Consider the following 20539-nt stretch of genomic DNA (forward strand, 5'->3'; position numbering starts at 1 on the left):
GCGCTCGTCGACGAGCTCACGGCGGTGAGTTCCGAATTCCGCCGAATCTGGGCCACCCATGAGGTTGAGCTCTGCAGGAACGGCCGACGTCGCTATCGCCATCCTCTGGCCGGCGAGATCGTGCTCCACAGCGAACGCCTCCACATTCCGAACGAACCTGATCAGACGCTCTTCACCTACAGCGTCGTCCCGGGCTCGCCCTCCGACGCAGGCCTTCGCCGGCTCACCCGTACCACCGATCCGGCCATCGCCACGAGTGCCGTAGGAACGGCCACGTCTGCCTCCCGGAAGACCGACTCCGTGGCCGGCCCGCCGAGCAGCACCCGTTCCGCGTCAGCCGCGCCACGGCTGGTGCCTGCGCCGCCGAGCGCGAGCCGGGAGGCGCGACCGGTGCCGCTGCCGACCTCGAGCGCGGCGGCGACCGACACCACTGACCTCGACTTACCGTGCCCAGGCCGGTGACGCAGTGATCAACGGAAAATCGTCCTCACTGAGCCTTCGGGTCATGGCCGATCCGCTGGTTGTCACGCTCTCACCGTTCAACAGCCCAGACCTCCGGGGGAAACTGCCTCCCCTACCGGGGCCTGAGGTAATGCGGGATGAGGGCTTTCCGGTCTCCGCTGCGAATGTGGCGATCCGCGCTGCTCCAGAAGGCCCTCAGCCGTTTCGAGATGTCTCGGCGGAGGTCCCTGTCGTCGATCTCCGTGGGCGACCGTGGTCCTTGCCGAGCAGCGAGTCGAACCCGGTCGGCACGCCGATCTCACGAAGAAACGATCAGTTAATCTGGATGCCGCCAACTGCCAGGAGACCTTTGCCCTCAGCCACGGCGAGCAGGGTCAGGCGCGCTGTGGCGTTTCTGCCGCCCCTTTCGATCGCAGGATCCGCCACCGGGTGCCCCGGCGGACGGCTGTCCGCTGGTGCTGATGAGGGGACGCGAACATCCATGGGCAGAACCGGGCGGGGCGAGCCTCCCCCTCGTAGACGGCTGTGGGCTTCCGAGCGCACCCAGGGCCGGGTGACACCGACCGAGCTCTTCTTCGACTTGGTGTTCGTCTTCTTCGTCACCCAGGTCACCCACGCGGTGGAGAGCCATCCCGGGTGGGAGGGCCTCCTCAAGGGGCTGTTCCCGATGGTCATCGTGTGGTGGATGTTCAGCGGGTTCGGGTGGCTCACCAACGCGGTCAGGCCTGACGCGGTGCCGGTGCGGCTGCTGCTGATGCTCGCCATGACCGGCTTCTTCATCATGGGGCTGGACGTGCCGTACGCCTTCGCACCCGAGGGCTGGGCCTTCCCCCTCGCGTATCTGGCCGTGGTCGCCATCCACGGGGTTGTCTATCTGACCGCCAATGCCCCGTCGGCGCGGCAGGCCATCCTTCGCAACATGCCGTTCAACGCTGCGGCCGGCCTCCTCGTCCTCGTCGCCCCGCACCTGCCGGAAACATGGGGCTGGGTGTGCTGGGCCGCCGCTGTGCTGGTCCTGTACCTCTCGCCCTTCCTGGGCCGCATCCGCGGCTTCGTCCTCGAGCCGCATCACTTCGTGGAGCGGCATGCACTGCTCCTGCTGATCGTTCTGGGCGAGTCGGTGGTCGCCATCGGGATCGGCGCCGAGGGCTCGGCCGGCCACGCGGTGGACGCGCCCCTGGCGCTCGGCGTGGCGTTGGGCATCGCCGTGGCGTCGGGACTGTGGTGGGTGTACTTCGACGGCGACGAAAGCCGGGCCGACGCCGAGTTCGAGAAGGCCACCGAGCACCGTCGCCAAATGCTCGCCTACTACGCATTCACCGGCGCACACCTCGTGATGATCGTCGGCATCATCCTGGTCGCCGCGGGGATCACCGACGCCATCCACCACTTCGACGGTCATGCACACCGGTGGTGGCTGGGCTGCGGCACAGCGCTGTTCCTCCTGGGCCACGCGGCCTACCGGGGCCTGCTGGGAAGCGGACGGCTCACCGACCGCCTGGTGGGGGCGGTGTGCGCGGTGCCGCTGGGAGCGACGGCGTCCATCGCCGGCTGGCTCGGCATGACCCTGGTTGTGGTCGTCCTGACGGCCATCGCCACCGTCGACCACCGCCTGGCGTCACAAAGGACCCAAGCCTCTCAGACGACCCTGAGTACTGGCTGACACATCGACTACGTCGCCAACCCCGCCTTCACCGCCATGAGAGAGGTCCGCGACGGGATGCTCTACCACGAGCACCTGACCCTCTACCGGACGCCCTGAGCGCCAGCGCGCACTGCCCCGGCGTGCCGCGGCGAGGTGAAGGATCCGGGCGAAGGGCTCGGAAGCGGCCCTCGCTCTCGTGACCGATTGGGATCGGCGCCGACCAGCAGGTCCAGTGCCGGGCGCCCCAGCATTGCATCCGCCGGGCAGCCCAGCAGCCCTTCGGCCTCCGAGCTCCACCCGACCACCGTGCTCCGCTGGTCGATAAGGATGTGGGCTTTGTTTTCCGCCGGGACTCCGCCATGGGGACCACTGCGCTTGGTGGCAGGAGATGCACCCATAGTCATCAGCTTTCACTCGCCTCAGAACTCGGTACGCCCTCAGTGTCCTCCGAGACGCTCGCGCGCGACATCGGAGCCCACTGCTGGTCGTGGACTCGTTGAGCTGCTCAACCAAGTCCGAGGGGCGCGATTCCTCACCGAATCTGCTGGGTGCCCTCATAGAGCAGGGGGAAGGCGGGAAGTAGGTAGCGGGAGACGTTGCCGAACATCTGCCGGCTGCCCAGGATCAGGGCGAAGGTGAGGAGCGTATAGACGAACAGCGTTGGGGAGCAGGGTGTCGCACACCCTGCTCCCCAAGTGTTTCGGCCCGGCCGTCCGCTGATGCGCTACGCCCCGTCCTTGGATCCCCCCGCCGAAGGTGCTGCCCCGGGCCGCCGGGGGAATCCTGCCGCCTCCGTCGGCCGGGCGGGGAGCTCGGTAGCGGCCCAGCCCGCCAGGAAGGTGAGGGCCTGCGCGCTCGGCGAGTGCGGTTTCGCCGTGTAGACGAGCAGGCTCTGGTCCGTGGAGCCCCGCACATCCAACACTTGGAAGTCCAGGCTCAGTTCCCCGGCGATCGCGTGGACGAACTCCTTGCGGCCATGCCGCTGGGCCCGCACCCTGTGGTCGGACCACCATCGGCGGAAGTCGGGGTCCTTCAAGGACAGTTCCCCGACGAGACGGGCGAGTTCGGGATCGTTCGGGTAACGGCCGGCGTCCATGCGGAGGTAGGCGACACACTCCTGGGCCACTTGCTCCCAGTTCGCGTACAGCCCCCGGACCTCGGGATCGAGGAAGGTGAGCCATATGTGGTTGCGCCGCTTGGCCGGCAGCCTGGAGTAGTCGGTGAACAGCGCGGCACTCAGTTTGTTCCACGCCAGGATGTCCATACGGCGTCCGAGCACGAGTGCCGGGACATTCACCATGCTGTCCAGGAGGACCTGGGTCGCCTGCGATACCTGCTGTTTTCTCGGTGTCACCGGCTTCGCCCGGTCGGAGATGCCGGCTTCGGCCGCACACCGCAGCAGGTACTCCTCCTCGTCGGGCCGCAGCTCGAGGGCCCGGGCCAGGGCACTGAGGATGGCAGGCGACGCGGACTTCACGCGGCCTTGTTCCAGCCTCACGATGTAGTCCACGCTGACGCCGGCCAGCGAGGCGAGTTCCTCACGCCGCAGTCCCGGCACCCGGCGGTGCCCGGACGTGGGCAGCCCCACCTGCTCCGCACTGACCCGGGCGCGGCATGCGCGCAGGTATTCACCGAGTTCTGTCACGGCAGCCTCCTTCTCGTGTGACTCATGCGAGTCATACGACGGGTCAGTTGGTGACCTTCGCGTCGTCATGGTCCGTGGACAGGGCGAGCTCCCGCCAGGTGTCGGTCTCCTCGCGAAGCTGGGCGATCTTACGGTCCATGGCCGAGGCGCAGTCGCTGCCGAGCTGGGCGCGCAGCGGCGGGTTGGCGGCGTCGGCCAGGGCGAGGATGGCCGTGGCTCCCTTGACCGGGTCACCGGGCTGGGCGTGGTTGAGCCCGGGGACGGCCTGGCGCACCGCGCCCGCGGTGTCGGCGTAGTCGGAGATGAGCCGGCCCTCCGTGAGCAGGCTGGTGGCGTCGAGGAAGTCGGTGCGGAAGTATCCCGGCTCGACAATCGTGACCTGGATCCCCAGCGGCGCCAGTTCGGCGCGCATCGCCTCGGACAGGCCCTCCACGGCGAACTTGGTCGAGCAGTAGACGCCGAAGCCCGCTGCGCTCTCGAAGCCCCCGATGGAACTCAGGTTGAGAACGCGGCCCGACCGCTGCCGGCGCATGACCGGCAGTACGGCGCGGGTGACGTTGGCCAGACCGAAGACGTTGGTGTCGTAGACCGAGCGGAACGCGGCATCGGTGGTTTCCTCCACCGCGCCCAGCACACCGCGTCCTGCGTTGTTGACGAGGATGTCGATCGTCCCGAACCTCTCCGCGGCTGCCTCGACAGCCTCACGGGCCTGCGCCTCGTCGGTGACGTCCAGGGCGACAGCGAGCAGGCTGTCCCCGTACTGGGAGAGCGCGTCCTGTACGTCCTGAGGCCTGCGGGCCGTCGCCACGACCTTGTCGCCCCGCTCCAGTGCCTGGCGCGCGATCTCCAGGCCGAAACCGCGGGACGCACCAGTGATGAACCAAGTGGCCATGCCACTACCTCTCATTCGTTTGATTTTAGAAAAATCGGGTCGGATGTAGCTATTGCTTCCGGAGCTCGACCCGGCCCGAGCGGACAGCAATGACCCCTGCTGCTACGGCCAGCAGTGCTACGAGCAGTCCGAACCCCGAGAAGGCGGCCGCGACGCCGAACCGGGAAGCAGCGGCGCCCAGAACGACCACCGGCACACTCACCGCCAGGTAGGCCAGGGCGAAGAACCCCGGTAGGAGCTGGGGGTAGCCCTTGGCGATCATCGCCGCCGTCACGGTGCTCGTGGACCCCATGAAGGTCAGGCCGAAGCCCGCGCCGGTGATCGCCGCACCGAAGAAGAACAACAGGGCGTGGGCGGTGTCGTAGCCGATCACGGACACCCCGACCCCGGCGACGAGCAGCGCGCACCCCGTCACCGATGCCGCCCGGTCCCCGAGCCTGCGCAGCAGCATCGGAGCGATGCCGCCGCAGCCCTGCACCACGAGGATGACCAGCGAGGACAGTGCCCTGTCGGTGGTGTGCAGCAGGCCGGCGACCAGGTCGACCCCCAGTGCCAGGTACAGGCCGACGACCGCCCAGCCGGCCGTCACGATGGGGGCCACCCGGAGCAGGATCCCCCGTGGCTCCGCACCCAGCCGCAGCACCCGGGGGCGCCAGGGCCTGAGCCGTTCGGGCACGACCTGCCAGGCGGGAATCGCCCGCACCAGGGCAAGTCCACCGACGGACAGGACGGTCAGCACGACGAACGGGGTGACCAGCGGTGCGGGAGCGAACTGAACGGCGAGGCCGGAGAACACCGCGCCCAGCGCGATGCCTGTCGAGGTCGCCGCGCTGTTGGCCGCCGCTGCGGCCCGGTGACTGCGGTCCCGATGAAGGTCAGCCAGGGCCGAGCCCGCGCTGCTGGTGAGCAACCCGACCCCGACGCCCTGGATCATGCGGGCCAGGCACAGCGCCCACGCCCCCGTGGCAAGCAGGAACGTCAGAAAGCTGACGACGACAGTGGCCAGCGCCATCACGATCGTCCGCTGAGTACCCAGGTGCTCGCTCAGGTCCCCGGCGACCAGCAGGGTCAGGATCGCGCCGACGGCGTAGCAGGCGTAGACGACCGTCGAAGTGGTCGTTCCGAAGTGCCATTGCTGCTGGTAGAGACCGTACAGCGGAGACGGCGCGCTGCTGGCGGCCATGACCACGAAGACGATCGCGACCACGGTCTTGAAGTGCCAGGGGCGGTGTTGCCGGTGATGCGGGGCGGTAGGGCGCCGGTGCCCCCGGAGCTCGGGGGCAGCCGACTTGTCGGCGATCATCAGTCTTGCCATCTTTCGACGGGAATCCGGCGTCGGCGGCAGAGTGGCTTTCCTCTGCGAAGGGCGCCTTGCGGGATCCATCGTCGTGGCGGAGTGCCTGGGCATACAGGGAGGCCTTTTCCTGGGCAGCCGTCCCTAGGAAAGCCAGTACCAGGCAGACGAGCAGGATGCTCCAGGGCTACCCCCCGAGCATCCCCAGTTTCCGCAGCTCCTGGCGCAGCACCGGGGTCAGCGCCTCGGCGTAGGACTCCGCCACATGGCTCTCGTCGCGGTAGACGAACGTGTCGCCTACGACCCGGGGGGCACCTGCCCGTCCCGGGGCACAGCCAGGGCTTCGGGTCGACCACGGCGGCACCGGCACGGCGGGCGCCCTGCCGGTTGGCCTCCCGGCGGGTGGGGTCCTTGATCGCGTCGCGCTGGTCCTGCTCGCAGTCTTGCAGCCGCAGCGGGTAACTCGACACGCACTCGACGGCATCGTCCTTCGGCCACGGATTGTCGAGCAGTACGACCACGTGGTCCGCAGCGCCGACCAGCCGACAGCCTGCCATCGTGCCCAGGGAGACGAGTGTCGCGAGCGGGAGGATGCGAAGTGCGCGGCGGGCGTAGAAGCGCCGCAGCGACAGGAAACCGGTCGGGCTGGTCTCCCGGAGCAGGCCGGAGGTGATGAGGAATCCGGAGACGACGAAGAACACGTCAGCTGCCGCGGACGACAATCGCCGTATTGCTTAACTGGATTTAGTTTTACGCGTCATTATGGTGCCCGAAGTCATACATAGCGGTGCGAGAACCGCCTTGCGGCTGGCGCCGGGTGAGGAAGGCCGATGGATGTGTCGTGGCCGCGGCGCCTGGGGCTGGGGGACCGGGTACGGCTCGGCGGTCGTGCCTGGCTGGTGTCCCGGGTGGCGCGCGGAGTCGTTGAGCTGACGGACCCGTTCGGCGACGTGCGCCGAACGAGCATCCCGGAGATGGTGCTGGCCGCGGACTTCGAAGTGCTGGAGCACGGTCCTCGGTCCTCACCGATTCGCGGCCCCTCGGCGACCGAGGAGTCGCTGGAGCGAGCCAGATGGTGGGAACGCCACATCGTGGAAGTCATCACCGGGCTGCCTTTCGGCGCCGATCCCGAGGACGTGCCCCGAGCCGAGTACGACCCGGCGATGCGTTCGCTGCAAGAGAGGGAGGAGGCCAAGGCGTCCGAGCTCAGGGCGGCGGGTGTGGCGAGTGCCTCGGCGCGTACCGTGCGACGCCGCCGTCAGCACTACCAGGTACGGGGCCTCGAAGGGCTGATCGACGGGCGAGCCGTCCGGGAGCCGGCGCCTGGCTCTCGACAGGATCCGCGTGTGTTGAAGGTGCTCCTGTCTCTCGTCTCGGACGACGCTAGGCAGGGGCGGACGTATTCGGCGGAGCACTACCGCCAGGCCACGGCGAGCATGCTGAAGTCCCTGTACGGAAGCGGAACCGTGGCGCTGCCGTCCCGGTCGACGTTCCAGCGGCTTGTGAACGACCTCGCCTCCTGGCAGGGCCGGGCAGAGGGCATTCCGGTGGTCGGCGCCGCGGGCATCCGGCTGTCCCGACCGGGAGAGCGGGTCCATGTCGCCACCGTCCCTCTCGCGCTGCCTTCACGACTGGCTCATCTCGCTCGGAAACCGCTGCACATGGCGGTGGCAATGGACGAACTGACCTGGAGCGTTTGTACGTTGATGGTCCACTCCTCCCGACAGTCTCTCGACGCACCCTTGCTGCTGGCGCGCCTGTGCGATCCGTCCGTGCTGCGGGACGTCGAGACACACAGGAGGGCCCCGGAGTCCCGGGCAGTGCCACTGATCATTCCTGAGTCGCTGCTGCTCGACCGGCACCCGCTGCGTCGTCGGCGCATCTTCATGGACGCATGCCGGGAGCTGGGCATCCACGTCGGCGTACACCATCCCTCGACGAAGTTGGAGAGCGAGCGGATCACGACACGACTAGTCACGCTTCTCAATGCCGAACTGGCCAGCTTTGAGGCTGAGTCGCCTTCCGACGAGGCAGCACTAGTCAGTCAGCTTCAGATGCGGGCCGAACAATGGGTGGAGTCGGTCTGGCAGAACCAGCCCCAGTGGGCGTTGCAAGAGGTAACCGGTGGCTGGGAGCAGCCGACGCCCAACTCGGCCTACGAGGCCAGCGTCACCCGGCTGGGCTGGGTGCACCTTCCCCCCGGGGGACGGTTGGTCCTGGGCCTGTTCCCGAGCGTGGAACGGCGGGTGGGCGCGCACGGAATCGATGTAGGGGGACGGCGCTACGACAGTGCGGAACTCCACCGGTCAAGGTCTGCCTCCGTAGGCTCACATTCCTCTCCAACTCGACATGCGCAGACGCGATTTGACCCGCGCGACGTACGTCAGGTGTGGGTGGACATCGAGACCGGAGCATGCCTGCGCATCCCGCTGGCGCGAAACGACTCGATGAGCCGCTCTTCCCGGCATTCCCGCAGAGACGCAGTCGGTGCCGGTCTGGGCAATGACCATCCTTCGAGCAGTGCCGGTCCGGCTCCGTCTGCCTCGCTGGATCACACTCAGGAGCGCCTGGCCTATCACGCCCGACTCCCGGTCCTGCAGACACCGTTTCTACGGGAGGTGCTGAAGCTGGGAGACAGGCTTGCCGTGCTGAATCGTACTGCGGTCGGTGGCCAGCACGGACTACTGATCACCGGACCACCCCGCAGTGGGAAGACGACGGCGCTTCAGGAGTTGGAGCGGCGCTTCGCAGGGCAGCACCATGACGGCCTTTCTCGCGGTCCGGTGGTCCGCCTCCGGCTGCATCCCGCCGACAACGCGCGCACGGCGCTCGCGAAGCTGGCTGATGACTTGGACGTTCCTTCTCTTCCACGGTCGGTGAGCGCGGTTTCAGACGCGGTGCGCGAGGCTCTGCTGACGTCGGGTACCGCGGTGGTTCTGGTCGACGATGCCTTCTCCGTCGGCCCGCGAACCACCTTGAAAGACAGTGCAGTCGATGCGCTGTGTTTCGTCGCAGACCAGGTGCCGGCCACTTTCGTGTACACGGGGACGGAGGAGGGCCCCTTCACCGTGCCCGGGACGCTTACGGGCCGCCTGGTCCACTTGGCGGCGACCCCCATGCCGTACGGAAAGGACTGGGTACGTCTGGTCGAAGACCTCGACGAGAACCTTCGTCTACGTCAGCAGGAGCCTGGCGCCCTAGCCCGGTTGGCGTCGGTGCTGCACGCCAGAACCGGCGGCTGGGCAGGCACCCTGGCCCACCTCGTGCGTTCTGCGGCCATCGAGGCGATCCTCACTGGACGCGAGGAGCTCACCGAGCAGGACTTCGACCTCATCATCGCGTGAGCCGTCGCGTCCGGCAGCGCCGCCCGGGCGGCTTGAGAAGTGCTGCAGCTCCGGGAAACCAGGTTTTGTGAACAACCGAGATTGTGGCCGACTCTTAAGACCAACATCGATGCACATCCCATGCCGCAACCAAACAACGTGTCCTTCCCTTTCCCCGAGGAAGCCCGGACCGCAAAAGGCCGGCGTTCCGTGGCGATCATGGAAGTGATCTCGACCGACGGCAGACGCAATTGGAGCGTGCGGGACGTCACGGAGGCCCTCGGCGAACCCCTCAAAGCCATTCGCCGCAACCGCTCGGTCCTTGAAAGCCTTCACGACCGAGGCGTCCTGGCGAAGGAGGAAGTCCCCGGCGGCAGAGGAACCACCAAGAAGAAGGTCTTCTACCGGCTCCGAGCCCCCTGGCAGGCAGCTTGACCCCTGACAGTCACGGCCCATGAGGTCGTAGTCCGGCGCACAACTTCATGAGCATCGACCGCCGCTGTGTCTTCGGCATCCTGGATTGGACCCCTGGGCCTGAGACACGGCGGCGGTCAGCGTCCACGAAGGTTGCCGCCTTTGACGCTACAGGCTTGTGCTAGCTCGCGTCGGGCGTTCGGCCAACTCACCCACCGAAGGGCCGAACACGCATGCGCGCATCTCTAGCGGGTTCGAGGGCTGCTTTCCTCGCACTCCGCCGTTTCCACGTCTCGCTGTCGATTGATCCGCTCGGGCTGAGGCTGGGCCCGTTTCCCGGTCTCGTCCAGCGGCCATTCCAGGTGATTGGGCCAGAGCTGCTCCCCGAGGGCCCCTTCCAGGCTGGCCACCGTCAGCAGGTCGGGCCATACGGTGCCCGCCAGGACGTTGGCGATGACCTGCCGGTTAACGTCACTCGCCTGGGCCAGTGCGTTGGCGCTGACGTTCTTCCGTTCCATGGCCTTCGCGAGTGCGCGGGCGACGGCCTGGGCCACCTGCGCCCCGAGGTGGTGATCCATCACGGCGTACGGCCAGGCGCCGTCGTCGACGTATTCGCACGGCTTCTTGGCACGTCGCTTTCCTCCGGGCATGTGAACAGTGTGACGGAGGGGCCGCCGGGGTGCGCCCACCTGCCCAGCATGCTACTTGAATGGCATGCGCTTGTGAGGGAGAACCCACAAGCACACTCGCCGGGCTTTTCGGGTGCCCTCACGAGCCGAGCCGACGATGAAGGAGTGCGGTCATGAGCAGTCGCAGGAATGCTCCTGCGCCGCCGGGGAAGTCGCTGCCCACGGACCGCGTCCTGGCCCACGAACAGCTGTTGATCATTTGGGTTGCGTGTGCCGCAAAGGCCCCCTTCGCGCCTCGCGATCTGGAAGAACTCACGGGTATCCCGGCCCACCGCTGCGGTCTCGTGATGAGCTTCCTGCGTGCCTGCGGACTCGTCGAGCGAGCGGGGGGACGCAGTGTTCACCGGCCGACGGCGGCAGCAGATCGTGTGGCACGGACCCGCGAGGAGAAGGGCCTGCAGACCCTGCGGGATACCTGGAGGGGATCCTGGTTCGCCGGGGGAACCCGCCGCCAGCGCCGCTCCGCGCTCGAAGCGCTCTTCACGGAGGCACGGGCGCTCGGCCTCACCAAGGCAGCCCCGCTCGTCGACCTTCCGCCGATCCCCCGCAGCCCGCGCAAAGCGGGCACCCAACTGACCGACGCCGAGGTGCAGTTGCTCCGCTTCCACGCGGAGCGCGGCATGCCCGTCACTCGCCACGCCGCCCTTCTGGCCCTGCTCCTGGCCGGGCTGCACACCGCGGAGATCGCCGCCGCTACCACCGATGACCTCGACCTCACCTCGGCCGAGGTATGGACGAACGGTGCCACCCGCACCCGCGGCCGTTGCTGCCGGCTCGATGAGTGGGGCGTACGGGTGCTGCGGCTGCGCCGCACCCACCTCTTGCGCGGTACGGAGACCGGCCCCCCACCACGCCTAGTCACCGCGGCCTCCTCCGCCTACCGCTCCCAGGCAAGCGTCTGCACCGGCTTCGGCGACATCGCCCGCCGCAGCGGGCTTGCCACCGGGCGGCGCAGGGTCGAGCCCAAGGACGTCACCCGCTACGTCGCCCGGAAGATCCTCCACGAGACCGGCCAGCTCTCCGAGGTCGCCCGCTGCCTGGGACTGTCCTCCCTCGACGCCGCCGCCGCGCTCGCCGGCCACCGGTGGAACCCCGAGGACCAAGGCGGTGAGGTGGCGTGACCACGCCCAAGAAACGCTCCCGCCGGACCAAGGGGAAGACCACCAAGGCCCGCGACTGGCTGTTGGGCCCCATCCCCGACGACGTCTTCGGTTCCGCTTCAGACCCCGTGCCTCAGCCAGGCCCCCAAGCGCCCCCGCTCGCGATCGACGAGCGGTTCGAGTACCTCCTGAGCAATCCTGACCTGTTCGAAGCGGTCCGGCAGACACTGCCCGCCCGCGAATCCGGCAGCGTCGGACGCCCACCGGAATACCCTCCCTACATCTACTTCGTCTTCCTCTGCGCGATTTCCGTCTTCGGCTCGGCCCGCAGCACAGCACGCCATCTGCAACGCGATCTCTGGTGGAACCCGGTGCGCGAAGCCGTACGCAAGCACCTGGGGCCCGAAGAAGCCGATTCCCTCAAACCGACCGGCCCCAGCCTGAGCCAGTGGAACTACTTCTTCAAGAACCACCTCAAAACACACGTGAGTGCCGTGCGTGACGCAAGCCGGGAGCTGTGGATCCGCCAGGCCCTCGACATGGGGATGATGGCGGAATCAAGGTCACGCGGAAGCTGGGTCTACCCCGAGCGCGACCAGGTTATCCACGGCGACGCAACAGTTGCCAAACCACCCTCCAAACACACCCGGCATGAAACCGTGGACAAGGAAACGGGAGAAATTCGACGCCACCGGGTGGACCCAGACGCCAGCAACACCACCGAGGGCGGAGGAAAGCCGGTTTACGGAAACAAGTTCCTTTCCTTAGCCGTTCGCGTAGCCCGCACTCCGCACAGTCGAGTCATCCTGGCCCTGGAATCCGTCCGCACCAAATCGAGCAAGCGCGACCCTGAGCGGGAAGACGAAGGCACCGCCGTGGTCCGGCTCGTCCGCCACCTCCTGAGCAAAGCGCCCGGGGTCCGCGCATTCACGTACGACACCGCCCTGCGGGGCGTCCATCGAGCCCCTTTGATCGCTGATGGGATTGTCGTTTTCACCCGCCAACATGGCGGGCTTAAACCTCATCCCCTGCAACGTTACGAAAAGCGTTACAAAAACGGCAAGTGCAGCCACGATCTCTATGCCACAGAGGGACGGGTTTGCGAGCGCCACTTCACGGTGGACGGCGAGACATACCATGCGCCCCTTCCCGTCGAAGAACTGGAGCGCCGAAAGCAGAATAAGAGCCGCTTCTACCACCGCCTCACCATTCCCTGCTCGCGTGGAGATCACGAATTTCGTATCCGAGTGGACGAAACCAAAGAGGACCGCGAAATCGACCCGTCTACCAAAAAGCCGCGCTTCAACAGGGCCGAACATCTGAGGCAGATCCCACCCGCCACGCCAGCTGGTCGCCGACTTCTGGGATTCCGGCAGGACAGTGAGTCGAGCCACTCCCGCTTCGACCAGGCCTACCCGCACGAACGAGTCCCCGCCTACGGTGCCAACGCCGGCCTGCTGATCTACATCGGCTACGCCTGGGTCAACAACTCCATCACCCGCGCCCTGGGCAAGAGGCCGTTCGGCCTCGCGGCCTGACCCCACCGCCCCGAGGGGTGCCATCCGTCCCGGCTCCTCCCACACCGAGGCCATTCGCCCGATCTGACCTGACACCCGGCAGCCAAGATGACCATTGCTCCAGCCGCCGCAGCGCCAGCCGCTACACTGTGGGCGGTGGCACAGCTGCAGGCAGGCCTGCCACCACAGCACTGCTGGGAGCACGTCTGAAGCCCGCGTCATCTGGGCACTAATTTCAGACACGTTTTCAGACAGATCCCCGCCTTCGTAGCTCAGGGGATAGAGCACCGCTCTCCTAAAGCGGGTGTCGCAGGTTCGAATCCTGCCGGGGGCACAGAAAGAAGGGCCAGCTCAGGAGGCATTTCCTCCCAGGCTGGCCCTTCGGCGTTTCAGGGGTCGTGCCACAAGCGTGCCACTAAGAAGCCGCGCAGGCGGCTTCTAAGCGTCCCAGAGCGCTCCCAGGGAAAGCAGCTCGCCCCGGTACTCGATCCGGTCCGCCCACTGAGCGGGCCAGGCCTCCGCGCCCAGCCAGGCGCCCGCGAAGGCACCGGTGAGGCAGGCGATCGAGTCCGAGTCGCCGGAGGAGCAGGCGGCTCGGCGCAGGGCGGTGACGGGCTCATCGGGGAAGAGCAGGAAGCACAGCAGGCCGGTGGCGAAGGCCTCTTCGGCGACCCAGCCCGCACCGGTGGCCAGGCACGGGTCGGTCTCCGGTGAGGCGGTGCGCACAGCCTCCTGGAGCTGGCCGAGGATCTCCAGGCACTCGTCCCAGCCGCGCGCGATGAAGCGCTCGGGGGTGGGGTCCTGGGAGCGGGTCCAGAGGTCGCCGAGCCAGGTGTGGTGGTAGCGGGTGCGGTTGTCGCAGGCGTACGACCGCAGTCGGCCGACAAGTCCGGCGGGGTCGGCGCCCTGGGCAAGCAGGTGCACGGCGCGGGCGGTGAGGTCCGAGGCTGCCAGGGCCGTCGGGTGGCCGTGGGTGAGCGCGGACTGCAACTGGGCGGCACCAGCGCGCTGTGCGTCGCTGAGCCCGGGGGCGAGCCCGACGGGGGCCACGCGCATGTTGGCGCCGCAGCCCTTGGAACCGATCTGGCTGGCCTCCTGCCAGACCCGTCCGTCCGCCTTCAGCAGATTGCAGGCGGTCAGGCAGGTGTTGCCCGGGGCCCGGTTGTTCTCCGGTGACTGGTACCAGTCGACGAACTCCTCGCGCAGCGGCCGCTCCAGCCGCTTCGGGACGAGCATGCCCCGGCCCAGGGCGGTCCTGAGTGCGCGTCCGAGGGCGAGGGTCATCTGCGTGTCGTCGGAGACGAAGGCGCGCTTCGGCAGCTCCATCTCCCGCCAGGGACCGCACTTGGCGAGGATCGAGGGCACGTCATTGAACTCGGTCGGGAAACCGAGGGCGTCCCCGAGGGCGAGCCCGATCAGTGCTCCGGTCGCGGCGCGCTTGCTCACCGTCGTCGTGGTCATACAGGAAGCCCCTTCCCCCGCTTATCGTCAAGGCGACCGTAAGCGGGGGAAGGGGCTCCTCACAACCTCCAGAGCCCGCCCTGATCCAGCCTGATCCAGACCAAAGACCTCAGGCCCGCTCGGTGCCGTCTCCGGAGGAGCTTGAAGCCGCTCCCCCACCGTCCCGGATCATGGCTCTGAGCCGGTCGGCGATGGCCCGGCCGCGGTCGCTGGTCATGTGCTGATAGATCAGCGCCGCCCGTGAGCTGCTGTGGCCCATCCGCGTCATCAGCTCCCGCGTGCTGGCCCTGGCCGTGGGGGCCAGCGTGTTGCCCGTGTGCCGCAGGTCGTGGAAGTGCAGCTCGGCCGTGACGCCCGCAGTCTTCCGGGTCTTGACCCAGTCGTCGCGGAAGTTGCTCCGCCGCAGCTGCCCGCCCTGGGGCCCGACGAAGACATGACCGTCGCGGCCGGGAGCGGCGAACTGCTCCAGGTGGTGCGTGACAGCGTCGAGCAGTTCGGCCGGGAAGGAGACGGTGCGCACCCCGGCCGCGGACTTCGGCGCCTTGTCGAAGAGCCGGCCGTCCTGCAGCTCGGCCTGAGCACGGCGCACGGTGACGGTCAGCCCCTCCAGGTCGACATCCCGGCGGCGCAGGGCCGCCAGCTCCCCGAACCGCAGAGTGGTGAAGGCCGCCAGGAGCACGAGCAGCCGGTAGCGCGGCGCGATGGAGTCGGCGACGGCGAAGACCTCCGCCACCGTGAGGACCGGCCGCTCGGGCACGTCGTAACGGTCCGCGCCCTTGATGCGGCACGGGTTGCGCCGGATCAGCTCGTCGTCCACGGCCGTGTTCATCAGGGCGCACAGCAGTTGGTACGCCTTGACGACCGTCGGCTCACCGATGCCGGCCGCGAGGAGCTTGCCGCGCCAGCTACGCACGCGGGCAGTCGTCACATCGGCCATCGTCCCCGCCCCAAAGGCGGGCAGGATGTGCAGCCGCATCACCGACTCGTTCCGCTCGCGGGTGCGGTCCGCGAGCTTCCGGTCCCGCAGCCACGCGGTGGCGTACTCCCCGAAGTTCACCGCCCCGGCATCCGGGTCCGACCACTTCCCACGCGCGATGTCCGACTCGATGTGCGTTAGAGCGACTTGGGCATCAGTCTTGGTCCCGTACGTCTTCTCGGCCGGACGCAGTTGCCCCGTCTCCGGATCGCGGTAGCGGACCTGCCAACGGCCGGACGGAAGCTGTCGGACCGAACCGAAGTTCCGGCGCTTTCCTCGGTTGTTGGCCATCAGGCAGCCCTCCGCAGGGAGCTGCGCCGGTGGCCGATCGGCTGCACCGTGTTGGCGTCGACGAAGGCGTTCAGTGCGCTCTCCGGGATACGGACGTGCCGACCGACCTTGACGAACACGATGCGTCGCTCAGCGATTAGGCGGCGCGGGAAGCGTTCCGTGGTGCCGAGGAGTTCGGCCACCTGCGCCACGGTCAGGTAGCGGTCAGCCATGGGTGGGTTCTCCTTCCGTTCCGGGAGCGGGTTCGAGGGTTTCGGCGAGCCAGGCTTCGGCGTCGGTGAGGCCGGTTCCGGCGTAGACCCAGTGCGCGAGGACGAGGGTCGTGTCCGGGTCGATCTCGTTCGCTGCCAGAGCCTGTGCGCGGCGCCAGTCGGCGCGGGCGTCGCGGAGGGCGCCGAGCGTGGTGGAGTAGCGGCGGGACTTGGTGGAGAAGTGGCCGCGGAAGCCGAGCATGTGGGCCCAGGCCCGCAGGCGGAGGTGTTCGAGGTCCTTACGCGCGCCGAGGGCCCAGGCGGTACGGATGAGCCGACGGGCGTGGTCGCTGATGTCGAGCTGGGCGAGTTCGGCGAGGAACCTCAGCGGTCGGTCCAGAGCGCCCGTCGCCGTCTCGGCGCCCTTGGTGGCGTACTTGGCGATGTACGCGGCGACGGCCCGCTCGGTCAGCTCCTGACCGCCGTTGAAGTCGGCCGAGCGGATAGTGCGGACGTCGAGCTGACGGCCGAAGGCGAAGGTGTGGGCGCGGCCGTCGATGACCGGGCCGTCCACGCGAGCGGCGGCAGCGGCGGCCTGGATGGCCTCGGTCAGCAGCTCGGCGGTGGCCCAGGCGGGAGGTGGGGTGTCGCCGCCCTCGGGGCCGTCGATGCGGATGACGGCGTGGAAGTGGACGGCCCCGCGCTTCTGGTACTCGGCGACCTTGGCGAAGGACACCCGGGCGTACTCCCGGAACGCCCGCTGTGTGAGGCCAGCGCGCTTGGCGACCTCCCGGCGCAGGTAGATCGAGAAGCGCCGCCACAGCGGACCGGCGTGCGCGTTCCAGAGCACGGCCGCTTCGTAGTCGTAGGCGTCCGGGTCGAGCGGGGTGCCGAGTGCGGGGTCGTCCTGGTCCTGGAGCGCGCCGCAGCGGCAGCGCCGGACCGAACCAGCCGGACCGGTCCGGCGGTTGTGGACCGGGCCGAAGCTCGGCGCGGTAAAGGTGGCGAAGACGCGCGGGTGTGCGGCAACGCGTTCGGGGACACCCTTGCCGCCACGCAGTCCCGAGGTGATCAGGTGGAAGGTGTCGCGGCGGTACACCTCGGCGCAGGCTGCACACCGGCTCGTACGGCGGTTGTTGCAGCGGACCAGGAGGTGACCGGCCGGGAGGCTGGAAGAGTCGAGGTGGTGGAGGACGTTGCCGATCTCGCCGGTACGGGTGTTCACGTCGTACTCGGTGCGGTGGCCGTCGAGGCGGATCGGGTGCGTGCAGCCGCCGAGGCCGGCGAGCTGGCGCAGGAGTGCAGGCATGGTGCCGAGGGCGGCCAGTTCGCCGAGTTCGTGGAGCGGAGGCGGAGTGGCGCGGGTGATGATGGCTTTCTCCTTCTGGCTCGGCTGGAGGGAGACGGCCCCCGGGGCGGCGGATGCTTGGCGGTATCGAGGCCGCCCCGGGGGTCTGGTGTGTCAGCGGCGGTGCTGGTCGCGGAGCAGGGAGCGCAGGACCAGGGCGGCGACGGCCACGGAGACGGCCGTGACGGCGACGGCGGCCAGGAGTGCGGTCAGCACGACGCCGCCGACGAGGACAGCCGCGACCGCTCCGGTGCTGATGGAGACCTGCGGAAGCGCGCGCTGCACCGGGGCCGGATCTGCCGGAGCGTGGGTGTGTGCAGACGGCGGGGTGGGGCTGTCGGGTACTTGGGCAGGAACACGGCAGAGCTCTCCTTATCTACTCGTCTAGTCGTGTGAGCCGTTTATGACGTCCACGCCGGAGCGCGTGCCGGACTCGATGGCCGGGGCCATGAAGGTGTGCGAGAGCCAGAAGCCGAAGAGAGCGACCAGGACGACGATCCAGGTGCGGACGCCGAGGAACTTGACCGCTCCCCAGGCGAAGAAGCCGAGTACGACGACGAGCGGCAGGCTGACGGTCACGGTGTGCTGGTCCTTTCAGCGGACGGGGCAGCGGTGAGTACGGGCGGCCAGTTCGGCAGCGGCGCGGCTGTCGTAGTCGGTGGAGAAGCCGCAGCGAGGGGCGGTGCAGGCGGCAGTGTGCTTCTCGCGGCCGTGACCGTCGTAGGGCGTGCCAACCTGGACGGGACCGATGCGGATGACGTTGCGGAAGCGGCGGTTGGCGGTCATGCGGGTCTCCCTTCAGAGGTGGGCGGCGATGGCGTCCGCCATCGGTGCGGGGACGCCGAGCCGGGCGCGCAGGGTGGGGGTGTCGATGGGCGTACCGGTGCGGGTGTGGTGCTCGGCGGCGACCTTGCGAGCGTGCTCGACAAGAGCGGCCGGGACGGGCACGGCAGGCGCGGCCGGCGCAGGTGGCGGGGCCATCTCCTGTTGAGCGGGCGGCTCAGGCACGTGATCGGCGGCGTCCTCCTGGTCCACCGGTCGTCCCTCGGCCGGACTGGGAGCCGAGTGAGCCAGCAGCGTGCCGCCGAGGAAGGCGACCGCAGGCCAGCCCGCGACGAGGATGCGCAGCCAGGCCGGCACGTCCTTCAGGTCGAGGAGTCCGGCGGTGGCGACGTTCACGCCGAGGGAGGCGGCGAGCGCGATGACGAACCAGCACCACCCGGCCGCTTTTGCGTGGCCGGTCCGCAGTCGGCGCCAGGCGGCAACGAGCAGCAGGTCGACCGAGATGGGATAGGCCCACGCTTTCCACCCGTCCTGTCCGGCCGCCGAGGCGATGTCGTGCAGGTGGGCGAAGGACAGTGCGGCGGCGATGACGGCTTGGACGAGCACCGCATCGATACGGGCCAGTTGGGCGCGCATGCTGCGGCTCCTTCCGGATTCAGGCATGGGAGGGGTAGGGACGTGGCGCGAGGCGGTCGCGCCGACCGGGAAGGGCAGTGGCTCAGTCGGTCACGGGGCGCGGGTGCACGACCGGCGCTGCGGATTCGACCAGCCGTACAGGAACGTCGGGCCGGAAGAGCTTGAGCGCGGGCAGGTCCGGCGCCAGGTGGGCCGACTCCTGGCAGATCTCGGCGGCGTCGCCGAGGGAAAGGTACGGCGTCCGGATACGGGACCAGCCGCCAGAGGTGTCACCAGCCACCGCCAGACCGGGCCGTTCGGGAGCGATGGCGCAGGCGGCGGCGACCGCCTCGGGGGCGATGTCGCCGAGCGCCATCCTGGCGGAGGCTTCGTCGTTCACGCGGTGGCAGACGCGGCCGGTCAACTGGGCCCGGAGCATGGTCGCGCCCTTGCCCAGCTCAGCGCCGAAGCGCTGCCCGCACACCTCCAGGTAGATGCCGGCTGCGCGGCCGAGTTGGGCGAGGCGGATGAGCTGGGTGACCATCTCGTCCCGCCGTTCCTCGTCCTTGCGCGTGGCGACGAGGAAGAGCTCAGCCACCTCGTCGACGAACAGCACGATCGGCACCGGCCGTTCGTGCTCAGGCAGTCCCCAGATGTCGGAGGTGATCTCCTCCTCCGGCATGCTCGGGGCGATGCCCTGCCGGGCCTTGATCAGGTCGTATCGGTCCTCCATCTCCTTCACGAGCACGGGCAGCAGCTCGGCAGCCCGCTCCGGGTCAGTGGCCAGCGCCGAAAGTCGCGGGCGAAGGGCGCCAGCTCGACGCCCCGCTTGCAGTCGATGCCGACCAGGGCGACGGGTTGCCGGGCCAAACCGGCGACCAGGTGGCGCAGGTACATGGACTTGCCCGAGAGCGTTGCGCCGAGGGTGAGTTGATGCGGGATAGTGCGGTAGTCGCGTATGAAGGGGGTGGCGTCTTCCCGCAAGGCGACCGGCACCTCCAGGAACTCGGCCTGGGTCTTGCGCGGCATTCGCACCTGCCGCAGTACGTCGAAGCCGACGAGCCGAAGCCCGACGACACCAGGCTTGACCGTCGTGACGTAGACGGCGTGAACGCCCCAGGCGTGCCGCAGCCGTTCGGCCGAGGCGGCGACGTCGGCCGGTTCCTGCCCCGGAGCGAGCCGTAGACGAATCCGCAGCCCGGTCGAGGTGGGACGGATGATCCCTCGTCGCGGCGGAACCGGCCGGACTTCACGGCGGGTGGTGGCCTTGACGGCCAGCACTCGCAGCCGGGACGGCGCCACGGTCAGGCCGCACGCTTCCATGACCGAGCCGTACGAGCTGAGCAGCCGGATCGTGGATATCGGCAGGCCGACAGCCGACCAGTAGACCCCCGGATGGTTGGCCCGGGCGTAGGCGGCCCCGCCGCCGAGCGCGGCGACAGGACCACCCACCTCCAGAAGCGTCGTCAGGTCGGCCATCAGGCGGCAGCCCCTGCGGCGGCCGGGAACACGGCCGGAGTCACGGCGGCGGCGCGGTAGGCGATGCCGTGCCGCTGCTGCCCGTTGAACACGCTCTCCCACGGCCGGGCCGCGAGTCCCAGCAGCGAGACCGGCGCACCTAGCGCGAGCCCCTCGGACACCCCGCTCTCCGGAACAGTCACCTTGATCAGGGACGACTCCCCCTCCTCGATGTACACGACGCCGACGGTCATCAGCGCCTCTCCACTGACGGCGTCCTTGGCGATCTCGCCGGTCTGCCGGTCGCGGACCTTGGGCTCGGGCGCCTCGGTCAGCAGGATCGTCGCGGCCGAGGTCTCCACACGGATGGTGCGCAAGGCTTCTTCCCATCTACTCGTCTATACAAGATGCGGCCTTCGAACCCGATCTCCGGGA

Annotated in this window: 20 protein-coding genes, 1 tRNA gene and 4 pseudogenes; 8 read left to right on the top strand and 17 right to left on the bottom strand. The window is 68.7% G+C overall.

The features are described 5' to 3' along the window. Positions 1 to 24: 24 nt before the first annotated feature. Positions 25 to 165, top strand: a pseudogene (locus ACTWQJ_RS07070) (MmyB family transcriptional regulator); the annotation flags it as partial. 11 nt (positions 166 to 176) lie between these two features. On the opposite strand, the gene ACTWQJ_RS07075 reads toward ACTWQJ_RS07070, so the two are convergent. Further along, on the bottom strand, positions 177 to 431 hold the full coding sequence (locus ACTWQJ_RS07075) for a hypothetical protein (protein ID WP_443305796.1): 255 nt from the start codon (positions 429 to 431) through the stop codon (positions 177 to 179). A 584-nt stretch (positions 432 to 1015) separates the two neighbouring features. On the opposite strand from ACTWQJ_RS07075, the gene ACTWQJ_RS07080 reads away from it, so the two are divergent. Both ACTWQJ_RS07080 and ACTWQJ_RS07085 read left to right on the top strand, forming a co-directional pair. Next, a complete protein-coding gene (locus tag ACTWQJ_RS07080) occupies positions 1016 to 2125 on the top strand; it encodes a low temperature requirement protein A (protein ID WP_443305760.1) in 1110 nt (369 codons plus the stop codon). A gap of 3 nt (positions 2126 to 2128) precedes the next feature. Then, positions 2129 to 2224 (top strand): Atu4866 domain-containing protein, encoded by a 96-nt coding sequence (locus tag ACTWQJ_RS07085; protein WP_443305793.1) that lies wholly within the window; start codon positions 2129 to 2131, stop codon positions 2222 to 2224. A 607-nt stretch (positions 2225 to 2831) separates the two neighbouring features. On the opposite strand, the gene ACTWQJ_RS07090 is transcribed toward ACTWQJ_RS07085, so the two are convergent. The 5 genes and pseudogenes from ACTWQJ_RS07090 to ACTWQJ_RS07110 form a co-directional block, all read right to left on the bottom strand. Next, the gene (locus tag ACTWQJ_RS07090) at positions 2832 to 3752 is read right to left on the bottom strand and encodes a helix-turn-helix domain-containing protein (protein ID WP_443305761.1); all 921 of its coding nucleotides are present in this window, start codon (positions 3750 to 3752) and stop codon (positions 2832 to 2834) included. A gap of 43 nt (positions 3753 to 3795) precedes the next feature. Next, the gene (locus ACTWQJ_RS07095) at positions 3796 to 4644 is read right to left on the bottom strand and encodes an oxidoreductase (RefSeq protein WP_443305762.1); all 849 of its coding nucleotides are present in this window, start codon (positions 4642 to 4644) and stop codon (positions 3796 to 3798) included. Positions 4645 to 4693: 49 nt separating this feature from the next. Further along, entirely contained in the window at positions 4694 to 5959 is a 1266-nt protein-coding gene (locus ACTWQJ_RS07100) for an MFS transporter (protein WP_443305763.1), read from the bottom strand. 166 nt (positions 5960 to 6125) lie between these two features. Then, positions 6126 to 6308, bottom strand: a complete 183-nt coding sequence (locus ACTWQJ_RS07105; protein WP_443305797.1) for a hypothetical protein — start codon at positions 6306 to 6308, stop codon at positions 6126 to 6128. A gap of 169 nt (positions 6309 to 6477) precedes the next feature. Then, positions 6478 to 6642 (bottom strand): annotated as a pseudogene (locus ACTWQJ_RS07110) (acyltransferase family protein); the annotation flags it as partial. Positions 6643 to 6846: 204 nt separating this feature from the next. On the opposite strand from ACTWQJ_RS07110, the gene ACTWQJ_RS07115 reads away from it, so the two are divergent. Further along, positions 6847 to 9282, top strand: a complete 2436-nt coding sequence (locus ACTWQJ_RS07115) for an AAA family ATPase (RefSeq protein WP_443305764.1) — start codon at positions 6847 to 6849, stop codon at positions 9280 to 9282. 198 nt (positions 9283 to 9480) lie between these two features. After that, positions 9481 to 9696: a hypothetical protein gene (locus tag ACTWQJ_RS07120; protein WP_443305765.1), complete on the top strand. Its 216-nt coding sequence runs from the start codon at positions 9481 to 9483 to the stop codon at positions 9694 to 9696. 224 nt (positions 9697 to 9920) lie between these two features. On the opposite strand, the gene ACTWQJ_RS07125 is transcribed toward ACTWQJ_RS07120, so the two are convergent. Continuing rightward, positions 9921 to 10325: a helix-turn-helix domain-containing protein gene (locus ACTWQJ_RS07125; protein ID WP_443305766.1), complete on the bottom strand. Its 405-nt coding sequence runs from the start codon at positions 10323 to 10325 to the stop codon at positions 9921 to 9923. 407 nt (positions 10326 to 10732) lie between these two features. Between ACTWQJ_RS07125 and ACTWQJ_RS07130 the strand changes: the two genes are divergently transcribed. From ACTWQJ_RS07130 to ACTWQJ_RS07140, 3 genes are all read left to right on the top strand, one after another. Further along, entirely contained in the window at positions 10733 to 11485 is a 753-nt protein-coding gene (locus ACTWQJ_RS07130; RefSeq protein ID WP_443305767.1) for a hypothetical protein, read from the top strand. Then, complete coding sequence (locus ACTWQJ_RS07135) at positions 11482 to 13002, top strand: hypothetical protein (protein WP_443305768.1); 1521 nt, start codon at positions 11482 to 11484, stop codon at positions 13000 to 13002. Before ACTWQJ_RS07130 ends, ACTWQJ_RS07135 begins: the two co-directional genes overlap by 4 nt. Positions 13003 to 13242: 240 nt before the next feature. After that, positions 13243 to 13315 (top strand) — tRNA-Arg (locus ACTWQJ_RS07140). Positions 13316 to 13419: 104 nt separating this feature from the next. On the opposite strand, the gene ACTWQJ_RS07145 is transcribed toward ACTWQJ_RS07140, so the two are convergent. The 10 genes and pseudogenes from ACTWQJ_RS07145 to ACTWQJ_RS07190 all read right to left on the bottom strand — a co-directional run bounded on the left by ACTWQJ_RS07145 (position 13420) and on the right by ACTWQJ_RS07190 (position 20481). Next, a complete protein-coding gene (locus ACTWQJ_RS07145) occupies positions 13420 to 14442 on the bottom strand; it encodes an ADP-ribosylglycohydrolase family protein (protein ID WP_443305769.1) in 1023 nt (340 codons plus the stop codon). Positions 14443 to 14551: 109 nt separating this feature from the next. Beyond that, positions 14552 to 15709 (bottom strand): tyrosine-type recombinase/integrase, encoded by a 1158-nt coding sequence (locus ACTWQJ_RS07150; protein ID WP_443305770.1) that lies wholly within the window; start codon positions 15707 to 15709, stop codon positions 14552 to 14554. Next, positions 15709 to 15921, bottom strand: coding sequence for a helix-turn-helix domain-containing protein (locus ACTWQJ_RS07155; protein WP_443305771.1), 213 nt, complete (start codon positions 15919 to 15921; stop codon positions 15709 to 15711). The genes ACTWQJ_RS07150 and ACTWQJ_RS07155 overlap by 1 nt, the downstream gene beginning before the upstream one ends. Continuing rightward, entirely contained in the window at positions 15914 to 17209 is a 1296-nt protein-coding gene (locus ACTWQJ_RS07160) for a replication initiator (RefSeq protein WP_443305772.1), read from the bottom strand. The genes ACTWQJ_RS07155 and ACTWQJ_RS07160 overlap by 8 nt, the downstream gene beginning before the upstream one ends. 153 nt (positions 17210 to 17362) lie before the next feature. Further along, a pseudogene (locus ACTWQJ_RS07165) lies at positions 17363 to 17607 on the bottom strand (SpdD protein). 25 nt (positions 17608 to 17632) lie between these two features. Further along, the gene (locus ACTWQJ_RS07170; RefSeq protein ID WP_443305773.1) at positions 17633 to 17827 is read right to left on the bottom strand and encodes a hypothetical protein; all 195 of its coding nucleotides are present in this window, start codon (positions 17825 to 17827) and stop codon (positions 17633 to 17635) included. Between the two features lie 15 nt (positions 17828 to 17842). Continuing rightward, entirely contained in the window at positions 17843 to 18034 is a 192-nt protein-coding gene (locus ACTWQJ_RS07175; RefSeq protein ID WP_443305774.1) for a mobile element transfer protein, read from the bottom strand. 12 nt (positions 18035 to 18046) lie between these two features. Next, a complete protein-coding gene (locus ACTWQJ_RS07180) occupies positions 18047 to 18667 on the bottom strand; it encodes a DUF2637 domain-containing protein (protein WP_443305775.1) in 621 nt (206 codons plus the stop codon). Between the two features lie 82 nt (positions 18668 to 18749). After that, positions 18750 to 20125, bottom strand: a pseudogene (locus tag ACTWQJ_RS07185) (FtsK/SpoIIIE domain-containing protein). Then, positions 20125 to 20481: an SCO3933 family regulatory protein gene (locus ACTWQJ_RS07190; RefSeq protein WP_443305776.1), complete on the bottom strand. Its 357-nt coding sequence runs from the start codon at positions 20479 to 20481 to the stop codon at positions 20125 to 20127. Before ACTWQJ_RS07190 ends, ACTWQJ_RS07185 begins: the two are co-directional and overlap by 1 nt. Positions 20482 to 20539 lie beyond the last annotated feature (58 nt).

Origin of the sequence: Streptomyces sp. KR55, assembly GCF_052245645.1 — a bacterium.
Taxonomy (GTDB): Bacteria; Actinomycetota; Actinomycetes; order Streptomycetales; family Streptomycetaceae; genus Streptomyces; species Streptomyces flavusporus.